General features: G+C 48.6%; 21 protein-coding genes. 9 read left to right on the forward strand and 12 right to left on the reverse strand.

Annotated features, from left to right (window positions below; genetic code table 11):
• Nucleotides 1-108: 108 nt before the first annotated feature.
• On the forward strand, nt 109-849 hold the full coding sequence (locus tag BZG82_RS13575) for a FadR/GntR family transcriptional regulator (protein ID WP_108742992.1): 741 nt from the start codon (nt 109-111) through the stop codon (nt 847-849).
• A 104-nt stretch (nt 850-953) separates the two neighbouring features.
• Nucleotides 954-2,651: a choline dehydrogenase gene (gene betA, locus BZG82_RS13580; protein WP_077766066.1), complete on the forward strand. Its 1,698-nt coding sequence runs from the start codon at nt 954-956 to the stop codon at nt 2,649-2,651.
• A gap of 44 nt (nt 2,652-2,695) precedes the next feature.
• Here the strand turns inward: betA and nrtS are convergent, their stop codons facing one another.
• The 4 genes from nrtS to BZG82_RS13600 are packed head-to-tail and all read right to left on the reverse strand — an operon-like array spanning nt 2,696 to nt 7,101.
• On the reverse strand, nt 2,696-2,944 hold the full coding sequence (gene nrtS / locus BZG82_RS13585; protein WP_077766067.1) for a nitrate/nitrite transporter NrtS: 249 nt from the start codon (nt 2,942-2,944) through the stop codon (nt 2,696-2,698).
• Complete coding sequence (locus tag BZG82_RS13590; RefSeq protein ID WP_158076010.1) at nt 2,944-3,123, reverse strand: hypothetical protein; 180 nt, start codon at nt 3,121-3,123, stop codon at nt 2,944-2,946. The genes nrtS and BZG82_RS13590 overlap by 1 nt, the downstream gene beginning before the upstream one ends.
• Nucleotides 3,124-3,172: 49 nt before the next feature.
• Entirely contained in the window at nt 3,173-5,131 is a 1,959-nt protein-coding gene (locus BZG82_RS13595; RefSeq protein ID WP_077480109.1) for a sensor histidine kinase, read from the reverse strand.
• Nucleotides 5,128-7,101: a sensor histidine kinase gene (locus tag BZG82_RS13600; protein WP_077766069.1), complete on the reverse strand. Its 1,974-nt coding sequence runs from the start codon at nt 7,099-7,101 to the stop codon at nt 5,128-5,130. The genes BZG82_RS13595 and BZG82_RS13600 overlap by 4 nt, the downstream gene beginning before the upstream one ends.
• Before the next feature lie 137 nt (nt 7,102-7,238).
• Between BZG82_RS13600 and BZG82_RS13605 the strand changes: the two genes are divergently transcribed.
• Nucleotides 7,239-8,207, forward strand: a complete 969-nt coding sequence (locus BZG82_RS13605) for an ABC transporter substrate-binding protein (RefSeq protein ID WP_443216485.1) — start codon at nt 7,239-7,241, stop codon at nt 8,205-8,207.
• A 134-nt stretch (nt 8,208-8,341) separates the two neighbouring features.
• On the opposite strand, the gene BZG82_RS13610 is transcribed toward BZG82_RS13605, so the two are convergent.
• Nucleotides 8,342-9,886, reverse strand: a complete 1,545-nt coding sequence (locus BZG82_RS13610) for a DUF3369 domain-containing protein (RefSeq protein WP_077662059.1) — start codon at nt 9,884-9,886, stop codon at nt 8,342-8,344.
• 412 nt (nt 9,887-10,298) lie between these two features.
• Here BZG82_RS13610 and BZG82_RS13615 point away from each other — a divergent pair, with 412 nt between their 5' ends.
• The 4 genes from BZG82_RS13615 (at nt 10,299) to BZG82_RS13630 (ending at nt 14,328) form a co-directional block, all read left to right on the forward strand.
• Nucleotides 10,299-12,182 (forward strand): methyl-accepting chemotaxis protein, encoded by a 1,884-nt coding sequence (locus BZG82_RS13615; protein WP_077766071.1) that lies wholly within the window; start codon nt 10,299-10,301, stop codon nt 12,180-12,182.
• A gap of 123 nt (nt 12,183-12,305) precedes the next feature.
• Entirely contained in the window at nt 12,306-12,539 is a 234-nt protein-coding gene (locus BZG82_RS13620; protein ID WP_077480104.1) for a DUF3955 domain-containing protein, read from the forward strand.
• Nucleotides 12,540-12,562: 23 nt separating this feature from the next.
• Nucleotides 12,563-12,847, forward strand: a complete 285-nt coding sequence (locus tag BZG82_RS13625) for a YrhK family protein (protein WP_077766072.1) — start codon at nt 12,563-12,565, stop codon at nt 12,845-12,847.
• A gap of 311 nt (nt 12,848-13,158) precedes the next feature.
• Nucleotides 13,159-14,328, forward strand: coding sequence for a methyl-accepting chemotaxis protein (locus BZG82_RS13630; RefSeq protein WP_077766073.1), 1,170 nt, complete (start codon nt 13,159-13,161; stop codon nt 14,326-14,328).
• Nucleotides 14,329-14,419: 91 nt separating this feature from the next.
• Here BZG82_RS13630 and BZG82_RS13635 read toward each other — a convergent pair whose 3' ends face one another.
• The 3 genes from BZG82_RS13635 to BZG82_RS13645 form a co-directional block, all read right to left on the reverse strand.
• Nucleotides 14,420-14,743 (reverse strand): AzlD domain-containing protein, encoded by a 324-nt coding sequence (locus BZG82_RS13635; RefSeq protein ID WP_077766074.1) that lies wholly within the window; start codon nt 14,741-14,743, stop codon nt 14,420-14,422.
• The gene (locus tag BZG82_RS13640) at nt 14,740-15,462 is read right to left on the reverse strand and encodes an AzlC family ABC transporter permease (protein WP_077766075.1); all 723 of its coding nucleotides are present in this window, start codon (nt 15,460-15,462) and stop codon (nt 14,740-14,742) included. Before BZG82_RS13640 ends, BZG82_RS13635 begins: the two co-directional genes overlap by 4 nt.
• Before the next feature lie 187 nt (nt 15,463-15,649).
• The gene (locus tag BZG82_RS13645; protein WP_077766076.1) at nt 15,650-16,663 is read right to left on the reverse strand and encodes a Preprotein translocase subunit SecY; all 1,014 of its coding nucleotides are present in this window, start codon (nt 16,661-16,663) and stop codon (nt 15,650-15,652) included.
• 520 nt (nt 16,664-17,183) lie between these two features.
• Between BZG82_RS13645 and BZG82_RS13650 the strand changes: the two genes are divergently transcribed.
• On the forward strand, nt 17,184-18,698 hold the full coding sequence (locus tag BZG82_RS13650; RefSeq protein ID WP_077480097.1) for a SulP family inorganic anion transporter: 1,515 nt from the start codon (nt 17,184-17,186) through the stop codon (nt 18,696-18,698).
• 11 nt (nt 18,699-18,709) lie between these two features.
• Nucleotides 18,710-19,558 (forward strand): universal stress protein, encoded by an 849-nt coding sequence (locus BZG82_RS13655; protein ID WP_077662052.1) that lies wholly within the window; start codon nt 18,710-18,712, stop codon nt 19,556-19,558.
• A gap of 85 nt (nt 19,559-19,643) precedes the next feature.
• On the opposite strand, the gene BZG82_RS13660 is transcribed toward BZG82_RS13655, so the two are convergent.
• The 4 genes from BZG82_RS13660 to BZG82_RS13675 all read right to left on the reverse strand — a co-directional run bounded on the left by BZG82_RS13660 (nt 19,644) and on the right by BZG82_RS13675 (nt 23,560).
• The gene (locus BZG82_RS13660) at nt 19,644-20,192 is read right to left on the reverse strand and encodes a hypothetical protein (RefSeq protein ID WP_069587087.1); all 549 of its coding nucleotides are present in this window, start codon (nt 20,190-20,192) and stop codon (nt 19,644-19,646) included.
• Nucleotides 20,193-20,326: 134 nt separating this feature from the next.
• Nucleotides 20,327-20,827 carry a response regulator gene (locus BZG82_RS13665; RefSeq protein ID WP_077675431.1) on the reverse strand — a complete coding sequence of 167 codons (501 nt, stop codon included), beginning with the start codon at nt 20,825-20,827 and terminating at the stop codon, nt 20,327-20,329.
• Nucleotides 20,824-22,779, reverse strand: coding sequence for an ATP-binding protein (locus tag BZG82_RS13670; protein ID WP_077662050.1), 1,956 nt, complete (start codon nt 22,777-22,779; stop codon nt 20,824-20,826). Before BZG82_RS13670 ends, BZG82_RS13665 begins: the two co-directional genes overlap by 4 nt.
• Nucleotides 22,780-22,927: 148 nt before the next feature.
• Nucleotides 22,928-23,560: a DedA family protein gene (locus BZG82_RS13675; RefSeq protein WP_077766077.1), complete on the reverse strand. Its 633-nt coding sequence runs from the start codon at nt 23,558-23,560 to the stop codon at nt 22,928-22,930.
• Nucleotides 23,561-24,412: the final 852 nt, after the last annotated feature.

Raw genomic sequence — 24,412 nt, forward strand, 5'->3', positions numbered from 1 at the left:
GTTGATTTTCTATTATGGGTAATGGTCGTACCAAAGTAAGGCTAGCGAGATGGTATTTGACTTTATAGAGCTAATATTGCTAGTTTGGTCCTACCAAAAGAGAGGGTAATGATGAACACAACCGCACAAAGCCTTTTTCATCCGGTGCAAATGGGCCGGGCCAGTGAAGATGTGGCATTACAAATTGAGTCAGCGATTCTGTCCGAGGCGCTAAAGCCGGGTGACAAACTACCCAGTGAGCGTGAGCTTCAGCAACAGTTCGGAACAGGACGCGGTGTAGTGCGCGAGGCGATTCAGGCACTCAAACAAAAAGGCTTGATTGAAATCCGCAAGGGTCAGAAAGGCGGTGCTGTCGTGCGCCAAGTGGATGTTCATCATATCAGTGAATCACTGGCGCTGTTTCTCAAGCAAAGCCATATCAATGCGGAGAAAGTGGCGGAGTTTCGTGAAACGGTCGACCAAAGCTTGGTTTTACTTGCGATGAGTCGCGGGAATGAGGCGCAGAAAGTCACACTGCAGGAAACCGTAGAAGCCTTAGCGGCTGAAGCGGCGAGTGTGAGTCCAGATCTTGATCGATTAGGGGAGCTAGATCGGGCGCTAAACCTGCTGATTGCTGAAATGTCAGGCAACCCAATTTTTGAGTGGGTGATGCATGCGCTGCAACAAGGCTTTAGCTCGCACGATTATGCCCTTTATCAGGCGGCGGAGTATCGTCGCCAAACGGTGGAAAACTGGCAGCAGACCGTCCACCACATTGTTGCCGCAGAGCCTTTTAAGGCGCAGGCAACGATCAGCCACCACTATCGGTTGCTACAACAATGCATTGATGCACAAGCATCAAGCAAATAATAAAAAACACTTCAAAAAGGAAACCTCTAACTACATTCACCCATAACCGCGCCACCAAGATGGCGAACAAGTCACTGCGCGCGGGAAGGAAAACTGGAGGTTTTATGGGACTGCAACAAAACTACGATTACATCATTATTGGCGCGGGTTCAGCAGGCTGTGTGTTGGCGAACCGTTTGAGCGCCAATCCAGATAACAAGGTGCTACTGCTTGAGGCGGGTCGTCCTGATTATCGACTTGATTTTCGCATTCATATGCCCGCCGCACTGACATACTTGCTGACTGATGGCACCTATAACTGGCTATATGAATCCGAGCCCGAGCCGAACATGCATAATCGCCGTATCGCGCAGCCTCGTGGCAAAGTGCTTGGCGGTTGCAGCAGTATTAATGGCATGATTTACATCCGTGGTAACGCCATGGACTACGAGAAGTGGGCCAACGAGCACGGATTGAAAAAATGGGATTATGCTCATTGTTTGCCGTATTTCCGCAAGTGTGAAACGCGTTTACAGGGCCAAGATGATTACCATGGTAATAATGGTCCACTGGCGATCAGTACCGCCGATTGCGATAACCCTCTGTTTAGTGCCTTCTTTAATGCCACCCAGCAAGCGGGCTATCCATTAACAGACGATGTGAACGGTTATCAGCAAGAAGGCTTTGGGATTTTCGACCAAAATATCTATCGCGGTCGTCGCCACAGTGCTGCGCGCGCGTATCTACACCCGGTGATGAACCGTAAAAATCTTACCGTTATCACAGGCGCGACAACCGACAAGGTGCTGTTTGAAGACAAAACGGCTATCGGTGTGGAATACCGCAAGTGGGGACGGAAAAAAACCGCCTATGGCGCCGAGATTATCAGTTGTGGTGGTGCAATCAACTCACCGAAGCTGTTGCAGCTATCGGGTATTGGCGATGAGACCATGTTGAAAAACTTAGGGATTAAGCCTGTTCACCATTTGCCGGGTGTGGGTGAAAACTTGCAAGACCACCTTGAGCTTTACGTGCAGTATGAATGTAAAGAGCCGGTCAGCATGTATCCCGCGCTTAAGTTTCACAATCAACCGAAAATCGGTTTTGATTGGCTGTTCCGTCGTAAAGGTGCTGCCGCGACCAACCACTTTGAGGCAGGTGGTTTTGTGCGTGGTAATGATGAGGTGGCGTATCCGAACTTGCAGTTCCACTTTTTACCTTTGGCAATTCGCTATGATGGTTCGGCACCCAACAAAGGACATGGTTTCCAGTTGCATGTGGGGCCGATGAATACCGATGTGCGCGGTTACGTTAAAATTCGCAGCACTAACCCAGATGAGAAGCCAGAGATCTTCTTTAACTATCTCTCAACGCCACAAGAGCGTAAAGAGTGGGTGGAAGCGATTCGCGTGTCGCGAGATATCATTGCGCAACCTGCGTTTGACCACCTTCGCGGTAAAGAGTTATCACCGGGCAGCGATGCGCAAACCGATGAAGAGATCCTCGATTTTGTGGCACGCGAAGGGGAAAGTGCTTACCACCCCAGCTGTACTTGCAAAATGGGCTTGGCGAGCGATGAAATGGCAGTCGTGGATGAATCATTGAATGTACATGGGGTGAAAAATCTGCGTGTCGTTGATGCGTCCGTTTTCCCAGCAATTACCAATGGTAACTTGTATGCGCCGACGATCATGGTAGCTGAAAAGGCGGCAGATATGATGATGGGGCATACACTCTCGCCTGCGAAAGACGCTGAATATTATCGTTATGTGCCAGAAACTGGTTCTCAGCCGGTAGAGAAAGCGACGGCTGACGTGGCGTAATCGGCCGCTGTTTTCGGATGAAAGCCAGCAGAATGCTGGCTTTTTTATGGGGCTTTGTCCGTGTTATTTGAAGGGTTTGTTGACTGGTTGAGTTGGTACTTGGCCGCGCTATAGCTTGCCACGCTGTAGGGGACGAGATAGTTGAGTAGCGCATGGCCGAGACTAAATGAGCCATCGGCCCACAGCGCATCGCCTTGATTGATAATGTTGAGTATTGTTCCCACCACTAAAGCTATTTTGATCGCGTTAATGACCAAGCTTCGCTTTACGAGTATACGGATGAGCGGTTGCATCAGGTGTCCAGATCAAGATGACGTTCATTTGCCCGTGCAAGTAGCGCTTGGGTGGGGATCGTATCGATGGTTTCTTGGCTCACCCGACGAATTAATGCCGTATCTGGCTTGCGACGCTGTTTAGCTGGTGAACGCTGAACCCCGGTGGGCGCGAGGGTATAAGCGCCATCATTCTTCACCAGTTTCGCTTGCTGCAAACAAACGGGGCAGTGTAGGAGGTGTCCTGATTTATCGCGAAACGCTTTCACTTTCCGATTGGGCGGATACTTGTAAGAACTTCGGTAACGTGAGCACCACCGTCACGCCTTGGTTGATATCTGAGTCAAAACTTAGTTTGCCTTGAAGCTTTTGTCTAACCAGATTAAACACTAAGTTAAGGCCAAGCCCCGAGCCTCCTTTGCCACGCTTGCTGGTGTAAAAAGGCTCAAAAATGCGCTGATGCAGTTCAGGCGGCACGCCTACACCATTATCGGTATAAACCACTTCTACATCTTCGCCTAGATCAGTGATCTTGATGTGAATCGCAGGGCTATCGATATTCTCAAACGCATGCCGCACGCTGTTCATCACCAAGTTTGATACCACTTGGGTTAATACTCCGGGTAAGCTACTCATTTCTAGGTTGGCATCGCCTTCAATAATAGGGACGACGGGCACTTTTTTCGTTTCAGGGCGCAAACTCCCCATTAGCGCGTCTAGTGCCTGTACAACACGAAACTGACTGCGGCTCTCTGAGACTTGATCAACGGCGGTTTGTTTGAAATCACGAATCAAGCGGGCGGCACGATTGAGGTTATTTTCCAACATGTTGGAGCCATCGACGATCTGCTTCATCACGGCTTCAAATTGTTGACTGGTGAGGGATTGGTCCGCGAAGGCATGATTGAGTGTGGCTACCGCCTCTTTAATCACCGAATTGGCAGTCACCGCGATCCCGAGTGGGGTGTTTACTTCATGTGCAACACCGGCAACCAGGCTTCCCAAAGCGGCCAGTTTTTCTGATTCCACTAATTGGTTCTGTGCGGCTTTTAGATTCTCCATGCTTTGCTCCAGATCTTGCGTCCGTTCATTGACGGTTTTCTCCAAGTTCTGGTTCAGTAATTGCAATTCAAGCTGGGTTTGCTTTAGCTCGGTGATGTCAATTGCCGTGCCGCGAAAACCGACAAATCCTTCATCGCTGAAGTGGGCAATGCCCTGAAAAACAAAGTAATGAGGGCGCTTGTTCAATAATATTTTCTCTTCACACATGGTGAAGTTTTCATAGTCTTCGAGGTGGCCAAGTAACGAGTAACAGTTCGCGAGTAAAGGGATATCGCGGATTTTGGGCGTATTGTGTATATCAATATCAAGCGCTGTCTGCATGGCATCTGAGCAAAACGTGAGACGTTGTGTTGCGTTGGTTTCCCATAACCAATCGGATGACGCGCTGGTGAAATCTGCGAGGCGCTCCTGCTCCAGAATAATGCTCTGGTATAAGTTAGCCATACGCAGAGTTATTTTATTGGTCTCTTCGGCAAGCCAGTCAAGTTCGTCATCTTTTTCCATGATGAACTTGCGATGCTTAAGTTCCAGCGGCTGATGAATGGGGGCTAACGGATCAAAATGACGCAGGTGTTTGGCAATTGAGAACACCCGCTGGCTGACACTTTGGTGGAACACCCACAAAATTAATGCGCAGACAATCAGGGTTTTAATGCCGTTAAGAAGCAGGGTGATCACGAATTGACGCAGTAAAATATCGTAGATCTTTTGAGCATCCGATTCGATAAATAGCGTACCTAGCTCAATGCGTCGCCCTGTATCCGGATGAAAGTAAATAAGCTCAGTGCTACTCATCACACTGTTCTTGCTAATAGGTTCACCTGCATCAAGGACAACACCATCGAATTCAATCGACAGATAGTCGATATAAGGCAAGTTCACGAGCCCATCGAGACGGTTTTGTGCACTCACCAAGTCAAAGACCCACAATGAGGAGGCAATTAAATCGGCATGGACGTTTTCAATTTCGTAGTGGCGACGATCGACGTTATCGAACGCCTCTTCATAATCCCATGAAAGCTGCAGCAGTGTGGTCATAATGGTAAAAAAGCTACTCAACAACACCATCAATAAGATGATCCGCCGTCCGACAATACTGAACAGCGGGTGACTAATGCTTTCCTCAAACTTCTGCAGTTGGCTCATTGCTTCCCTATTGTGTGCTGAGTATCTTCGCGTTGTTGTGAGGCGATATTGGCCAGGTTCAATGGAATTAAAAACATAAACTTGGCGCCTTCACCGGGCGTCGATTCAAACTGTAACTCGCCTTGAAGCTTTTGCTTGACCAAGTTAAAAACCAAATTCAGCCCGAGCCCTGATCCACCGCGACCGCGTTTGCTGGTATAAAAGGGCTCAAAAATGCGTTGATGTAACTCTTCGGGGACGCCACAGCCGTTATCTTGGTAACACAGATAGAGATGCTCATCTTGGCGTTCAAACTCAATCAGAATGTGTGGCGCGTCGGTATCGTCGAATGCATGATTGATGCTGTTCATCACCAAATTAGAAATGACTTGAGTCAGCACGCCGGGAAGGCTGTGCATGATAATTTTTTCCTCTCCTTTCACCATTGGCTCGACGGGCACTTTACGCGTTTCAGGATGCAGACTTGCAATGAGCGCATCGATCGTTTTTTTGACATCAAATTCGGTATGCGCCTCCGAAACTTGGTCAACGGCAGTTTGTTTGAAGTCACGAATCAGGTGTGAGGCGCGATTCAGGTTGTGTTCGAGCATGTTGATACTGTCATCTACTTGTTTCATCAGTGATGCAAACTGAGTGCTTGTCAGTGTCTTTTCTTTGAACGCAGCATTGAGGGTGGTAGTGATTTCTTTCACCACAGAGGAGGCGGTGACTGCAATGCCTAGCGGGGTATTCACTTCGTGCGCAAYGCCAGCCACCAAGCTCCCTAATGCGGCTAATTTCTCAGACTCCACTAACTGATCCTGCGCCGCCTTTAGTCGCTCCATACTTTCTTGTAGCTCGCGAGTGCGCTCATCGACGGTGACTTCGAGGTTTTGGTTTAACGTTTCGAGTTCAAATTGTGTCTTTTTGAGCTCCGTAATATCGATACCAGTGCCACGGAACCCACGAAAACCATCGACGCCATAGTGGGCGAGTGCCTGAAAGACGAAATAGCGGGTGTCATTATCAATTTGGATGATTTCTTCACACATCGCAAAATCTTGCTGGCGCTGCAAATTGCCAATGAATTGGTTACAGCCAATCGTTTTGAGTATGTCGTGTAAGTAGGGAAAATGCTTGGCCTCGATACCTAGAGCGTGACGCATCGGGTCAGAGCAAAAAGTGAGTTTTAGGTCGGCATCGGTTTCCCACAGCCAATCAGAGGAGACATGAGTAAAGTCTGATAGGCGCTCTCGCTCTAACATAATTTTTCGATACAGCGTTGACATGTTGTCGGTAATTTTGTTGGTTTCTGCTGCGAGCCAGTCCAGCTCGTCTTCCTTTTCCATGATGTATTTCGTTTTTGGCAGAGTGAGCGTTTTGTGTGCTGGGTCTAGCGGATTGTAGCCCCGTAAAAATTGAGCAACATGGAATACGCGCTGGCTCACAGTGTGATGAAAGACCAGTAGAATCAGATAACAAACTAGCAAGGTCTTAATAGCGTTGAGTAGCAAAGTAAGAAAAAACTGCTGAATCAAATGTGTGTATATCGTATTGATGTCCGATTCAACATAAATCGTCCCGATACGCTGTGTACGCCCTGTGTCTGGATCATCATATTCGAGTGGGTATTCATTGACGAGCTTACTGACCTCGACAGGTTCTCCAGCGTCGAACAAATAGTTCTCTGAGCGTACGGATAAATAATTGACATGGGGAAGGTTGACCAAGCCATCCAGACGCTCTTGCACACTGCTCAGATCATAAATCCAAAGCGAGCTTGCCAATAAATCGGCATGAATATTCTCAATTTCATAATGACGGCTATCCACATTGTTGAATGCTTCGTCATAGTCCCAATACGTTTGCAAAAGCGTGGTGAAAATGGTGAAGAAGCCGCTGAGAAAAATCATGATCAGCAAAATTCGACGGCCAACAAGGCTGAAGAAAGGGTTACGGATACTTTCATCGAATTTATGGCTTTTGCTCATACGTCTACAGTCATCGATGGCAACGGAATCAAATTTAAGTGTAGATGAAAAAACAGGATGTCATACCCATGGTATCTGTCTTGGCTCGCCTACACTAAAAAGGTTCGGTTACTATGGAGCTCATCATGCACCGGTTGATAAAAGTACTCATTAGTTTACTCCTTTTTGCAACGGCCCCTGCTTGGGCCACGAATGTGATGCTGATTCAAAGCTATCACTATGGCTATGATTGGGATAAAAGCTATATCGCTGGTCTAGAAAAGGCATTGGGCAGTGATTACACGCTATCTCGCTTTGAAATGGATACCAAGCGGCTGCCACCCCGTGAGTTTGAAAAGCAGGCGGATAAAGCCTTTGCCGCATACCAAGCAGCAAAGCCTGAAATCGTGGTACTCGGCGATGATAATGCGCTGAAATACATGTTGCCAAGGCTCTATGATGAGCCCATTTCGATTGTTTTTTTAGGGATTAACTCTAACCCTCGCCATTTGCTTGCCCAGTATGACGGTCAAGCAAAAGTAACTGGCGTACTGGAATTACCCTTATTTGTGCGAAATGTACGTGAAATCAGCATGCTGCTAGGTAAGAAAAACATCAAAGTAAAAGTGATGTTCGACTCGGGGGTCACTTCGGAAATTGCTGCTGATTATATACTGCGTCAGTACGAACAAATTCGTCGTAGCTTGGGGATTGAAATTGATATCGTTACTGCTGTGACGTTCCAAGGTTGGCAGCGCGAAATTACTGCCGCAAAACGCGATGGCTTTGATGCAATTATTGTTGGCCTATATCAAACCTTAGTGGACAGTGAAGAAAACAATGTCGACGCCAACCAAGTACTCAGTTGGACAAACCAACATGCAAAGTTGCCGATCTTTGGCTTTTGGGACTTTTCTGTCGGTAAAGGGAAGACGGCGGGCGGTGTTGTGTTATTTGGTGAGTCACAAGGCCAGCATGCGGGGGAGCTCGTTAAACAAATTCATGCTGGCGCAGATGCAAGCACAATACCGATTCAAATTGGTCGCCAAGGGCGGGCGATTTATAGTGCCAGTGAAATGGAACGCTGGTCGTTGACGCCTTCTTCACGGTGGCAAAACATTGATTGATGGCGAGAGGATGAAAGCCTAAGTGCTGACGATACCGCTGGTCAGCACATTTTGGGATAAGCAATCGCTTTGGATAACACGCACAAAAAACGCGCTCAAACGGCGCGTTTTGATTGTTGGGTAAAAGCATACGATTAGTCTGGGTGCGCTTCGCGGATTGCAATAAAGTCGTCCCAGTTATCGATCAGCAAGTCGACCAGTTTGGGCTCAAAATGTTTGCCGCGCTGTGCGATCAGCTCTTTGCGAATGTCGTCATCAGTCCATGCATCTTTATATGAGCGTTTTGACCCGAGTGCATCAAACACGTCGGCTAATGCAGAAATCCGTCCACTGACAGGGATGTTTTCCCCTGCCAATTTGTTGGGATATCCACTGCCATCCCATTTTTCATGGTGAGTCGCGGCAATTTCTTTGGCAACCAAAATTAAACGGCGTTTGGAATGGCTAAGAATTTCGACACCATATTCAACGTGTTTTTGCATGATCTCCCACTCATCAGCGTCGAGCTTACCGGGTTTGTGCAAAATGGCATCAGGGATCGCGACTTTACCCACATCATGCAGCGGCGATCCGTGTTTAATCATGGTGGCCTCTTGCTCACTCAGGCCGTAAAGCTCTGCAAGGCGTTCACAGAACAAAGATACCCGTTGCACGTGCGCCCCCGTTTCTTTACTCCGCGCTTCCACTGCATTGGCGAGGTTATAAACTAGCTCTTTGGAAGTTTCACGTAAATCTACCATCAAGCTAAGGTTCTCGAACGTCAGCCCAATGTTTTGCATATATATTTTCAGCAAATGTTGGTCGAGCTCTGAGAGAGTTTTAGCGTGATTTACGTAAAGTAGAAACTCAACATCTTCCTCATCACGATGGAACAGCACAAAGCCATCATCAAACTGGATACTCTGTTGTTTATTGAGGGCTTGTTGGCATCGTTCTGCTACCGTTTTCGGTAACTTCTCAAATGCACATTCGCTGTAGCAGTCAACGTATTCTCCTGTCGCCGCAAGGGTCAACGCACGAGACTCTTCCGCCCCGGGGCGAGGTTGTACGACGCAATAAAAGGCTGAGTCATGAATGTGTAGCAATGAGGTGAGCTGCTCTAACACCGCAGTTGCATAGTGTTGCAGGTTAGTAGTGTTTTGGACGTTTGCAGACGCCTCAATCACCCGCTTTAATCCTTGTTTTTGCTCCTCAATCATGCACAAATCGCGATAAGAGCGCAGCATAGAGTAGAGTAAGGTTTTTAGCTTTTGGGTGGTGAGTTCGGTTTTTTCTTTGTAATCGTCAATGTCGTATTCGCGGATAACTCTGTCTTCGGGAGCCTGCCCCGCTTGGCCGGTCCGCAATACTAACCGGATCACGTGGTCGTTTTTCTCATCGCGGATATATCGCACCAGATCTAAACCAGCGTGCTCGGTTTCCATCACCACATCCACAAGTGCCAGGGCGATACCTTCCTCTTTTGCGAGAATGTCTTTCGCTTCTTGCCCTGATAATGCCGATAAAATCTCGAGCGGGCGATCTTGAAAAGTAAACCCTGTTAACGCCAAGCGCGTCACCTCGTGCATCAAATCATCATCATCCACCAACAGAATACGCCATGGCTCGTGGGTGGAAGCCTGATTCGTTTCTGGTGGGGATGGTGATGCGTCGTCACGCTGATCCGCAAACAAGTCCATGATCTTCGCCTCTATTCGCGTACTTCTTAGTTACCTAAAGCGTAGTTGAGCAAAATAAAAGTTGCGAGTCAGCACGACGTGCCAATGTGGCATTTTGCTAATACAAGGTCGAATTGATATCGATACATCATTCTTTCTTCCTGATCTCGCGCAGTATTGTATGGATTTCTTTTGGTAGGTAGAGACGCTTATCTCCCTTCTAACTCGGCATAGCTTATGTAATCAATTGCACCAAAGGGGCTACTATTTGGATAAAACACGTTAACACTTCAACGTGTTGCGTAACGCATCATTAAGATTGTTGTGATGCAGATACCATTTGATAGTGAGCGGTTTTGCGGGTTTTTGTGATCGCTGTTTTACTGACTAGACAACAATCACAATCAGACTTTGACAAACAAACAAGGCAGTTATGTTTAAAAAACTTTCATTAAAAAATAAGCTTGCGCTATCGGCGAGTGTCGCCATCATCATTGGTGGTTTATTGGTTGAAGCTCTCTCATTTCGGGCGTCACTATCACGGCTTGATACCGAGGTATCGCAACGTCTCGAGAGTACGACGGCGTCATATAACCAGTATGTGGCGGATTGGATCGTGTCGAAAGAACGTGCGATGACGTCGCTAAGCAGTGAAGCCAATCTCAACAGCATTGTGACGCACCTAAAACAGGTTCGCGATTCGGGTGGGTTTGATAATGTGTTCCTCGCGTATCCAGATGGTAGTCAAGACAACGCCAATGGTGTGGTCCTCCCTCCCGGTAATGATGATCCACGCAAATGGGGGTGGTACATCAACGCGAAAGCCGATCCGTCCAGCGTGTTTATGGATAACCCTACGGTGGCCGCAGCGACTGGCGCTAATGTTGTCTCTTTAGGTAAAGCCTTGCAGCTTGGTGGCGACATGGTGGTGCTTGGTGCGGACGTTGAAATTGGCGACATCATTCAAGGCCTTGAGAAGGTTATCTTACCTGGGCGCGGTTATATGTTTATTGCCAATGGCGATGGCAACATCTTTACCCATGCCAATACGGATCTTCTTAACCAACCCGTCAGTGATTTAGGCCTATCGTTAAGTACGGTAAAAAATGCCGCCAATTCGGGCCAAGATCTTATGGCCGAGGTAAACGGTGAACAAAGTGTGGTGTATGCCAAGCCGATTGCCAATACGGGATTAATGACGGTCACGGTGATCAATTATGACTCGTTGGTAGCGCCTTTGTTCGATGCGGTGTGGGGACAAATTGCTGTGACCATCGGGGTGGTGATTGCGTGTACTTTGTTATTTAACCTGTTGGTTAACGTCCTGTTTAAACCACTGACCAATGTGTCGAATGCGCTTGAGCAAATTGCGCATGGTAGCGGTGATTTGACCCAGCGGATTGAGGTAGAAAGCGAAGATGAAGTCGGGCAGTTGGCGCACAATTTCAATACTTTCGTAGGAAGTATGCATCAACTCATCAGCCATATTCGTGGGCAGGCCGATCAGCTGACATCGCAATCGAAAAGCAGTACCGATCGTGCACAACGCAACGTGGATGATATTAATCAGCAGCAACAAGAGATCACCATGGTGGCGACAGCCGTGACAGAACTGGCATCGGCGACGCAGGAAATTGCCTCACATGCTGAGCACACCGCAAGCACCGCACAAGATTCAACCGCAAGTACCAATAATGGTCGGGCGGTGGTGGAGAACACCAAGACGTCAATCACCCGCTTGGCCGATGAGTTGAAGCAGGCCAGTACCATCGTGGCGGAGTTGGACAGTCACTCCCAAGAAATTTCGACCGTGTTATCGACCATTCAAGATATCGCTGAGCAAACCAATTTGTTGGCGCTGAATGCGGCGATTGAGGCGGCGCGTGCAGGCGAACAGGGGCGTGGTTTTGCGGTAGTTGCCGATGAAGTGCGCATCTTGTCTCAGCGCACCCATGCATCGACTGAAGAAATTAAGTCTACGATTGATACCTTGCAAACCACCACAGCCAATGCCGTTTCTATTATGGAAAGCAGTTCATCATTGGCCGGTGATTCAGTCGCGGACGCTGATAAAGCCACTGCGGCATTGAGTGAGATTGACGCGGCGGTTAACCAAATTAGCGATATGGCGACTCAAATTGCAACGGCTGCTGAAGAACAAACCCATGTGACTAGCGAGATCACGCAAAATATTACCTCAATTAAAGATGTGTCTGAGCACCTTGTTCATAGTGCGAACGATGCGTCTGAAGAGGCGGATGGGTTGCGTATTCAAGCGGCGAACCTTAGCGAAAAAGTGGCAACCTACAAACTTTAAACGCGCATCTGGCTACCCTGACATTAAGGGTAGCCAGATTTTTTGAAAAAAATGAAGATAAAACTGAACTTTATTCAGTGAGATTGGTCACACTAAGCACTGAAGCAACAACAAAAAGGTTTTATGCTAACCCTATTACGACATTTTCGTACCTCATTTATCTTCTTTCTGCTTGGCATTGGATGCCTCTTAGCGTTCAATTTATCCACTCCGAACATCGCTGCCAACGGCACGCTGCAAGAACCCTTTGCGTTTATCCCACTGGCATGGCTATTTCTTGCGGTGAGCGCGGTGATTTTTACGTTTAAAATGGTGCAAACGGTACTGATCGTTAAACGCCAACATCTTGATTGCTGATACCAAGGTCCAGAGGAGGCAACATGATTGAACGTCACGGCCGAGAACTGGATATTGATATCGGTAATAAACACTTGGTGATTCAACGTCGTTATGAGGCGTGTGGGGCTTTTAACGACCTTCTAATCGCGATTTGGTTTTTGATTGGCAGTTTTTTCTTCTTAAACGATGCGTTGATGGAAAGTGGTACCTGGCTTTTCATTGTTGGGAGCGCACAGCTGCTGTTAAAACCGAGTATCAAGTTGATGAGTTTGGTCCATGTCTCGCGGATCCAAAACCGAGCGCTTAGCTCCTCATCGTTAGATTAAGAGTAGTCAGATATAGCGGTATCATCGGGCCTACTCTCCCTCCTGTTGCAAACTGCAATACACTAGCCTCACATCATTCGTGGCGAGAGATGCGTCTCTTACCACGGATTTTTATACTCGTACGCATAATGCAACGATTGTCTATAAATCTAGCGGAATGCTGTCACTGTGTTGCCCTCATTTCGCGTGATTTCTCGCTAAGTGATTGCTGGCGTTATAGTCGATGCATTGTCTTTATTTGTTGGCATTGTTCTTGATATCTCCACGTCGCACCGAACACGTCGGTGTTTATTCAAAGGAGGAAGAAGTCTATGCCAAAGGTGTCAATTCGAGCCATATCCATTACAAGCTATGCGCTCATGGTGAGCTTAAATGCCGCGTTGATATTTCATATGGCTTGGCTAAATGAATATGTGGTGCTCGGATTAAGCTTGATGATTGCAGTAGCTGCGACCATGTTTATTAATCAACGCTTTACATCAGGCATTACACGCGTCAGTACCTTTGCCAAGGAGCTTGCGAAAGGCAACCTTACCGCCCAATTGAGCACCAATGATGGCGATGAGTTTACCGAGGTCGCACAATCATTGAATCGAGCCGTCGATCGGTTACGTCAAACGATTCGCAACGTAGAAAAGGCAGCCGATACGCTGGATAGCTTTACCGACAGCTCAGAAAAGCGAGCGGAAAAAGGCGCTATCCTGACCGAAGAGCAAAGCGAGAAGATCGACAGCATTGCGACAGCGATTGAAGAAATGACCAGTACGGTGGGCTCACTGTCAGAAGACGTACAAGCCATTTCATCTGAAGCTGAAAAAGTGGATGAAAGCTCACGTCAGTCGCAGAAAGATCTGTCTGAGATGATGAGCGAATTGAACGAGCTTGTATCAGCAATCAACGTCTCTGCAGAAATGTTTGATAAAGTTGAGCACAGTGCGGGACAAATTGAGCACTTCTTGGAAGTTATCACTGATGTGGCTGAGCAAACTAATTTACTTGCTTTAAATGCCGCAATTGAAGCCGCCCGGGCAGGCGAACAAGGACGAGGGTTTGCCGTAGTTGCGGATGAAGTCCGAAAGTTGGCTAGCCGCACGCAATCATCGGCCAGTGAAATTAATAATATGACCAATGAATTATTCCGTAGTCTGAAGCAATCGTCAGAGCTCTCTGACCGGACTGAGTCGCTTGCCAACCGTGCATCGAAGCAGGCGAGCGAGACATCGCGGTCGATTGACGGGGTGCTGGAGAACTTCTCTATCATTACAGACCGGATTAACTCACTGGCAAGCGCCATTGAGCAGCAACGTACTGTGTCATCGGATATTTCTGCCAATATCAATCGATTGACCGAATCGGGACAACAAGCCGCAGATATTGCGTTGGAAAACAAACAAGATATGGAGAAAATCAGCGAATTAGCCGAGTCACTCAATCAAGATTTGGATGAATTGAACCTGAGAAAGGCGCGTGCGAGAGCTTAAGTTGTCACTCTCATGGTAAGTAGTAGGAAGAGAAAAACGGGCCAAGTAGGCCCGTTTTTGTCGATGTGCTAACCCATCATCGCGGATGGCGTCAGTGTGGAAGTATCCACAGTTGTAGTGACACAAAGGCACCAATAGAGATCAGAACTACCATCAAGGTTGGTAAGCGCGTACACGCTAAACCGATAGCGACCAAGGCGCCGAGTAAATAAGGATTGGTGGTAGAGATAGCCAGCTGATCCTCGGGAAAGAAGACAATCGGTACCCATAGCGCGGTCAGGACCGCCGGTGCAGAGTAGGTCAGGAGTCGTTGCAATCGCGGCCCAATGCGCACAGGGATACTCCGTGCAAGCAACAGATAACGCACCGAGAAGGTGATCAGCGCCATGGCGACGATGATTAACCAATAACTCATGTTGACGCCCCCCGTGTCGGTAGCGATTCAGCCATTAGCCCCGCGACCATACCTACGCCGGTTGCAATGATTAACGCATTGGGGATGTGGTAATAAGTGAATAACAACATACTGATGCCACTTGCCAAGGCACAAAGCAGCACGGGGCGAGTTTTTATGCTGGGAACGGTCAGTGCGATAAAGGTGGCAGCAATGGCAAAATCGAGGCCGATGGCTTCCAAGGCTTTCAGCTGAGAACCGGCGAGAATCCCCGCCAAGGTGGCAAGGTTCCAACCAACATAAAACGTGGCGCCTGTATACAGGGCGTAGTGTTTAGAAAACTTTCCCTGCTTGCTGGTGTGTGCGGTTGAAAGCGCATACATTTCATCGGTCAGTAAAAAGCCGAGGCCGAGACGCCATTTAAGTGGCAAGGGAGTGATGTACTGTCGAAAGTGAGCACCATAGAGAAGGTGCCGTGCGCTAATCACCAGTGTGGAACCGAGTACCGCTGGCAATCCCGCCGCATTGCCCACCATCATGGTGCCCGACAATTGCACCGCTCCTGCAAAAACCAGTAAGGACATGGCTTGTGTTTGTAGTGCACTGAATCCCATTTGCAGCCCTAATGAACCGCAGAGTACACCCCAAGGTAGGACGGCGAGGCATAACGGACTGACATCGCCTAATGCGCGCCATACCGATGCCTCAGGCGCATGCACCTCTTGTGCAGCCTTATGCATAGATCACCTTTTTGTTGTATTTGCTTGGTTATAAATTGTTTTTATCGGTAAGGTGCTAAAAGGTCAGGTAACGTACTGATTAACAAACTTACCAGATGTTTGTACCACATCACCGTCATGCCGCAAAGAACGGATAGTGAAGTGGACTTGCCGTCATGATACTCAGCGGTATATTGATGCTGGCGGTTTAACCCACCCAGTGATAATGGTGGTTCGGCTTTTTGGCGACCAATCCCTGTTGTTGTAAATGGTTAAATAGGGTATCGACGGCCTCTTGGCTGAGTGCATATTCCGCCATCACGGCTTTTTTGCTACAACGTAGCGTTTTGGCGGCTAACGCGGCTTTGATATCTGCATAAGGCGCATCTGCATCCTCGTGAGGAGACGCTGAATCCGGCGTGGTGACTTCCGTGTTTATCTCATTGGCACGAGGAGACGCCTTGGTGTTCACAGGCGTAGGGGGCGTGGCATGTGGGTGACGATACCAATGGCGAAAACGCTGTTCTTCACCAATCACGCCGACAAAGAAAGCGGCGAACAAATCTAACAACACAGAGAGAAAAATCACCAGCCAAGATTGGGCCTGATCGGCGCTTACGCCCAGGGTGTTCGCAAGGTTGCTAATCAATCCCAAGATGGATCCCTGTGCCACCGCGGGTAAACTATCGCGCTCGAACGCGAGCTGCTGTTGCTCTTTGCGTAATTGGTTGTTTTCTTTTTGTAATCGCGCCACGCCAGTCGCAATTCTATCCAATTCGATATAACGTTCAGCGGCTTGATTATTCAAGGTGATTTGTTGCTCGATAGCATCGATTTGTCGGTTATAAGCGTCAATCTGCGCTTGGGCTTGGCGCTGCTCACTTTGCGCGGCATTGGTGGCACTATTGATGCCGCCAATACTACCGCCAATCGAGATTAAGGCCAAAATGAGATAAAAAGCCAAGGCTGATAAGGCACCCACATAGTTGCCGTGCGCCCGACGCTCACCAAACTCGTACCATGCGTAAAACTTACCCGCTTCAAAAATCACTGCCAATGCCCCGAACAACCATTGCATTAGCGGGTTGTCGTCAAGGGATAAGAACAGCAGCAGGGAAAAAATGGTTGAAGCCACAATAGCGGCACCGGTAAAGCTGTACACACTCAACATGGCGAATCGCCCTTTTGGGAAGCGTAACGCCATCTTGGTTGGCGCTGACATGACTGGATTCATATTGTTGTTATTGTCTGTGATATTGAGAGGGCGCAAAGCCTAGCGCATCTCAGTCCGTTTGTGTGTCAGTAAGCGGTGAAAACATGAATAAGCGATTGATTCATCGCCAATATGGATTAAAAGGCATCACAAAACCGACGCAAGCAGGTCGGGTTTCATTTCTTTTCGAGTAAAGGCATGTCACCGCCCGCATTGATCTTAATGATTGGGCAGGCCCGTCTAATCGCGCTTGTACGTCCAATCATCTGCTGGTTTTGGACCAATCACTTGTCCAGAAAATACGGAAAAGCGTGTATCGAGAAAAGATGGCAATAAATCTACCCTAAAAATATCACATTAACCCAATAACGGTTTGATTTATCGGAATAACGTCTTTTATTGATAAAAATGTGACGGTTGACGCTTGGTTAATAACTGACTAGGATCACGCCTTTTGATTTTCTGGGTTGCAGCAGGCCCGAGATCAGAACGCGACATCACTTTTTAATCCCAATTTATAGAGACGTTCATGATAGATAGAATTCAGCGTGATTGGTTCTCCAATGTACGCGGCGATATCCTCGCGGGTATCGTAGTGGCATTGGCTTTGATTCCTGAAGCGATTGCCTTTTCGATTATTGCCGGCGTTGATCCCAAAGTCGGTCTGTATGCCTCGTTCAGTATCGCCGTGATCATTGCCTTTGTAGGCGGTCGTCCGGGTATGATCTCGGCAGCCACCGGTGCGATGGCATTGCTGATGGTCACCTTGGTGAAAGAGCATGGTTTGCAATACTTACTTGCCGCTACCGTGCTTACCGGTATTTTGCAGATCGGTGCGGGTTATCTAAAACTCGGCAACCTGATGCGTTTTGTCTCGCGCTCAGTGGTGACAGGGTTTGTGAACGCCTTGGCGATCTTGATCTTTATGGCGCAGCTCCCTGAGCTGTTTGGCCCCGAGATCATGCGCGAGGGCGACATCCTCTGGCATGTCTACCCGATGACGTTAGCGGGCCTTGGCATTATCTATTTGTTCCCGTATATCCCCCGTATTGGTAAAGCCATTCCTTCTCCGTTAGTGTGTATTTTGGTCCTGACCGGCATCGCGATGACATACAACCTTGATTTACGTACTGTCGGAGATATGGGTGAGCTGCCGGATACCTTACCTGTATTCTTGTGGCCGGACGTACCGCTAAACTGGGACACGCTGGCGATTATCTTCCCATACTCTGCGGGGCTGGCTGTGGTCGGCCTGTTGGAATCGATGATGACCGCCACTATCGTGGACGATTTGACCGATACCAGCAGCGATAAAAACCGTGAATGTAAAGGCCAAGGTGTGGCTAACATTGCGACTGGTTTTCTTGGCGGTATGGCCGGTTGTGCGATGATTGGTCAGTCCGTTATCAACGTGAAGTCGGGTGGCCGCGGACGCCTATCGACCTTTATCGCCGGTATTTTGCTGCTAATCATGGTGGTGTTCCTCAGCGATTGGATCAGCCAAATTCCGATGGCTGCATTGGTCGCGGTCATGATTATGGTTTCGATCGGTACTTTCTCTTGGGAGTCCATCATTAATCTGAAGTCGCACCCACTGTCGACCAATATCGTTATGCTGACGACCGTTGCCGTGGTTGTATTCACCCATAACTTGGCGATTGGTGTGTTTGTCGGTGTGTTACTCGCGGCGCTATTTTTCGCCAACAAGATTGGTCGTTTTATGGTGGTCAAAAGCGACAATACAGACAATGGCGACGAGCGCACGTATCGCGTTGTTGGCCAAGTCTTTTTTGCCTCGTCAGATCAATTTTTATCATCGTTTGACTTCAAAGAAGCGGTGGAGCGTGTCACCATCGATCTTTCTGCAGCGCACTTCTGGGATATTACGTCCGTGTCTGTACTCGACAAGGTGGTGATTAAATTCCGTCGTGAAGGCACTGAAGTCAACATCGTGGGTATGAATGATGCGACTGCGACCATCGTCGATAAGTTCGGCGTGCACGATAAGCCGGAAGAAGTTGAAAAAATGATGGCTGGCCACTAAGGAGACCGACCATGGAACAAATTACCGCGTGCGTAGATGGCCCGCATTATTCAAAGCAAGTCGCAGACTTGAGCATTTGGGCAGCCAAGCGCCTTTCTGTGCCGTTGACGCTATTACACGTGTTGGATAAATCCTCACACCCAGCGGAACCTGAGCTTTCAGGTAATCTGGGAGTCGGGAGCCGTGAACAACTGTTACAAGAGCTGGTGGAGCTGGATGAGCAGCGTGCCAAGCTAGCCATGAAACACGGTAAAGCGCTGCTGTCCGAACTGGAAGACGACGCGAAAGCCAAAGGGCTGGACGATGTGCGTAAACTGCAGCGCCACGGCCATTTAGTAGAAACATTACTCGAGCTCGAGCCACAAACCCGTGTTTTGGTATTGGGCAAATCGGGTGAATTGCATCAAAACGACACCAAAGCGATTGGGTCGCAGCTGGAAAGTGTGATCCGCTCCATCAAGGCGCATACCTTGGTCGCGAATGGTGAGTTTAGTGCGCCAGAGTCTTACTTATTGGCCTTTGATGGCAGCGATATCAGCGAAAAGCTGGTAGAAAAAGCCTTGAATACACCTCTGTTGGCAGGGATGACCTGTCATTTGGTGATGGTAGAAGACTCACAAGAAAAGCTGGCAGCGTTTAAACGTGCGGCAGAGCGCTTGAAAACGGCGGGTGTCGATGTGGTTGAAGTGCAGTTAACCGGTGAGGTGCACCGCGCTATCCTAGACTATCAAGCGGCCAACCAGGTTGGACTGATTGTCATGGGGGCTTATGGGCACTCGAAACTGCGTCAGTTCTTTTTGGGCAGCAACACCACCAAACTGCTGGTGGAATCAACGGTGCCTATGCTGTTGATCCGCTAACCGTGCCGGATAGCAAGTAAATAAAAACCCGCATGATGCGGGTTTTTTGTTTCTGTTGACCGTTTGTCTTTAGTACGTTTGGGAATCAGTACTTAAAGCGTGTGGTAAACATAAATTGGTCGCCATACCACTCGTTTACACGATACTCGGCACCCAAAGAAAAGAGTTCGGTGGCGTGGAAACGACCGTATGCGGAGCCAAAGGTATCTTCTTCATCATCGACGGTGAGCAAACCAATTTGGCCGCCAACTTCTACCTGTGGACCCAACCACTGACGGATACCTAGATTCACTTCTAGACCCACATCACTGTCGTAATCCTTTTTGTTTACCCCACGAGCAAGTAGCTCACCGGTCAGGTCTGCCCAGTTATTAATCGGGGCATGAAAGCCAATCCCTGCTGATGTATCCCAGTCTGAATCAAACTCGGTGTCTGCCTCAACGCGAATGTGTGCATTAGGATGGATAGACATGCTAAATCCTGCACCATAGGTGAGTGGGCTGACACCAATGCGCCCTTCAACGTAATCGTAACTGAAGTTACTCATGGTGCTCAGGCTGGCGTCGTCTTCATTGGCCGCGGCGCTGAATGAGGCCAGAGCGACAATAGCGCCGGCTAATAGAGATTTACGCATTATCAATTCCACTTGTTATTGGTGTTGAAATCATTCTATAAGACGATTGAACGAATAAACAAGCACATCCGTGTGGCAGACGTGGCTTTTTTACCGATTTCTGACCCAATGGCGGGTATTAAGGCAAAAAGCGCTTATTCGCCGCCCACCTCGAATTTATGCTTGTTGATGGCGTCCACGAGTCTTGGCGTATCAAGTACACTGGTCCATGGCAACAGGTTTGGTTCGTGCTCAATCATAAAGCTGGTTAATTGATCGGTGACTACGCTGGTAAGCGTCGCTTTCTGCCATGGTTTAGCAATGTAGTAATGTAAACTGGCGTGGTTAATTGCCGATACAGTGTCCTCTAGCCCCGCTTGGCCGGTGAGAAGCAGTTTACGCGCCCCTGCGGTTTGCGGTTGTTTCGCCAGCTCAATCAAAAAATCGACGCCAAGTTCACCAGGCATAATGTGATCACACAGGATAAGTGCCAATTGCGTGCCTTGCGCCGCCATTTGCTCAATTACATCGCGAGCTTCTGTAACCGACTCTGCGGCTTCTAACTCAAAATGATCAGAAAAGCCTTGTAAGTCATCCATGACGCTATCAAGCACGTCACGTTCGTCATCCACGCATAAAATCATATACTGGCTCATAACTGGGGCTCCTTACGGGTAGCAGGGGAGAGCGAAACGGGTAGTGTCACCGTCATTGTGGTGCCGTGTTGCTGAACAGATGACACACGAATATCACCACCATGTTGCTGGATAATTTGTTGGCACACGGTTAGACCAATGCCCAAGCCAAAGTGACCCTCGCGTTTGGTGGTGTAGTTTAAGGCAAAGATCTTTTCTTGTTGCTCTGGCGTCATTCCCACGCCGGTATCTGAAATCGCGACTTGGATGTAACTTGCTTCATCATTATCGACAAGGTCGGTTTGTACCGTAAGTGTGCCGGGCTCTGGCATGGCGTCGAGCGCATTGGCGATTAAGTTAGTCCACACTTGCGCCAGCGCGTAGGGCTGGGCGACGATTTCTGGCAATGGGTGATAGCGTTTATCCAATTGATGAGGCTTCAGTCGATGCTCAAACAAGGTCAGGGTGTCTTCGATACTTTCTATCAACTGGGTGCGCTGACGCTGCTCGGTATCTTGGCGCGCATAGGTACGTAAGCTTTTGACTAAATCGGCAATGCGTTGGGCACAGACATGGTTTGAACGTAGCAAGCGGCCGCAGCGGGCGTATTGTCGCCAGATTTCCACCGTGGGCGTAAAGGCATCGCCCAGTTGCTGTTGCCATTGAGAGACCTCGTCAGCTTGATACAACCCCATCCCAACTAAATCACGGGCAAGATGACGTTCGGTGACTTGGTCGGTTAAGGCTTGGGTGTAGGCGCGTGCTTGCGCCGTCGAAAGTGGCGTTGCCTCGCGGTTTGTCTGTAATAATGTGAGTGCTTGCTCAAGGCTATCAGGCGCTAATGGCGTTTGTGCGACCGCTTGTAATGCATCACCGAGGGCGTCGCTATTTCTCAGGATCGCCGATACGGGATTGTTTAGCTCATGCGCGACACCTGCCACGAGTTGGCCAAGTAACGCCATTTTTTCTTTCTCGACCAATTGCTGGTTGGCGGCGTCCAATGAGGCGAGTGTCTGTTGTAATTGAATTTCGGTGCCAATACTGCGCTTTAAGCGCTGGTTAAAATGTAGCAATAAGTGCTGGATAAACAGCGGCAATAGCTCCGAGCGGCTACGCATGATTTTGGCAAACAGTTCGTGGTCAATTTTGATCACTTGGGTGCGTGTCAAGGTGCGGGCCGTTGAGAAAGACACCTCGCCGGTGACAAATGACATGCTGCCGATCAAGCTGCCTGCTTTTAGGGTAGAAACATGATGCTCCTGGCCATCGTCATCGGTTTTGTACAATCCGACTTCGCCTTCGGCAATAAACCAGAGAAATGCATTGGATTGATTTTCTTTGGTAAGAACATGGTGAGGGCTGTAAGTGCGACACGCTTTGCTTTCATCATTCCCCTCGAAAAAAGCATAAAGACCTTGAATCACTTTGTCGGCAATAGCACGGGTGTCACTACTTGAAGGGGAGAACAGTTGAGATTGGAACTGGTTAATTTCGCGTTCCACTTGTGCATCAAGCAAGGCGCGGTGGTCGAGCGCTTCAGCATAGCGGAGTAAATCATGCTGGCAATAGCGTAACACATAAGTGGTTAGCTCTTTTTCGGCCACGCGTTGTAGTTCATCCCGACGCCAAGGCTTGTGCATGCAATAGTTTAACCGTCCCTCATTCACCGCCTGCAAAATGGCATCATACTGTGGCGCATCACTGAGCAATAGAGTGCGCGCACCGATGCTAGCTGGGTGATTATCGATGTTGACGAGCATATTGATGCCACTGTCATCACCGGGTTGATTATGACAAATCAACATTGCCACTTGTTGACCTTGATGCTGACATTCATCAAGAAGTGCGTTGGCGTCATCAGGGTTATCGGCACTACACAGATCGAAAACATCCCGAAAAGGGGCTAAATCGTGAGTGAGCTTCTCGATAATGATGGGATCGTGGTCGACGCACAAAATCACGTAGGCATTCATAAGGAATCGCTGAATTTCTGCTCAATGCTTTGCATTGTAAGCGGATTTAGCCAGCGATGATGCGAATCGGTCGACAATAACGCACTTTGTCACATCCTTACACAAAATAGGCGCCAACCCATGATGTGCTGACGCCTTGTACTTAGTATTACTCGATCAAGGTTTCCTGTTCGGTGGTGAGTTGGCTGCGGCGTTTACGCGTACGGTGGTGGAACAACCATCCGACCAACAGACTGAGGCTGGCAATCACTAATGTCATCAGTGGCGCAATAATCAAAAGATGATTAACGATACCAGCCAGTTTGGGCGGCAGGTATGAAATGGCATAGCCTGATAAGACCAACAGACAGATCCAAAAAACCGCGTTGCAGAGCGAACTCATCAAGAAACGGGGCAGTGATAGCCCTTGCCTTAACCCTATCATCATCGGGAGTAGCGACCGTACCACGGGTAAAAAACGTGCGACAAACATGGCATGCAGACCATATCGGCCGATTAACGTGTCGGCTCGCTGCAAATGCTTGGCAGGCACTTTATCCAACCAATGAGATACCCACCGCCACTCTTTTAATCGTTGTCCTTGATAAAAGGCCATTGCGCTGCCTAACCAGCCAGCCATGATCAGAATTACTATGATCACGTAGAGGTGGAAGACGCCAAAAGCCGCCAAACTCCCACAAAGCACAATAACGCTGTCGCAGGGTAAGGGCGCGGCGGGTAAAAAGCCGCTTTCTGCGAATACTAACAAGCCGACACAAACATAAAGCAATGACAGATCCATGTGCTGCAATGCAGCGAGATCATGATTCCATAATGCAGAAAATACAGATAAAGCGTCCAAGACTATTTCCTCATAAAACCTATTCACGTTTTTCAACAACCAACGGTAGAAAAACTAGGCATGTGCATAGCGTGCGAATAGGTGAGGAAACTGCAGTAATCGAGGCATAACAACTGTTAACGCCTTTTGCTGTCTTTGACACACCAATACTTGCATATAGTGCGTCGCGAAGAGCAAAAACGCGTCACACGTGCTCACAAGGTGACGAGTCGGTTTATACGGGTGTCTGTCATCTCCGGGACTGTCGCTGTCATTTGTTGCTCGTGACAGTCCAAGGCGACTTACCAAGCATGCAATATCAGGACGATGCTGGCTATGGGGGGCCGCGGCCGAATCAGCAATGAGATGGCCTAAGGGAGAAGCGATGTATGGCGCGGCATGTAAAGAGGTTGGCGACGCGGCGAGGAGCAACACGCAAACGGCCAGCGCAGCCATTAAACAGGAGAGGCCGACGCTGACGCCGCGCTGTCCGCTATTCCACGCATACCGAAAACGCGCGAATACATACATCGAATGTGCCTCTGAGAATCAAACGTCGACCGCATTGAACACGCGCAGGGCAAAGTGATGGCTGTATGAATAATTTGAGCCTTCATCTAAGCGGTGAGAGACGCGTCAATGGTAGTGTTTGCCTACTATGTTGCGCCGAGTAGGCTGGCGAGTAGGACGAATCATCATAGCGTGAGGTGGCTGGGAGATCTAATGCTATTTTATAAAATAATCACCGGTGCGAATTTGTTTTTTAACTGATAAAAATAAGTAAGATATGTGGTTTTTCATGTAAAAAGATAC

The sequence above is a fragment of the Salinivibrio sp. PR5 genome (genome assembly GCF_001996085.1).
GTDB lineage: Bacteria > Pseudomonadota > Gammaproteobacteria > Enterobacterales > Vibrionaceae > Salinivibrio > Salinivibrio proteolyticus.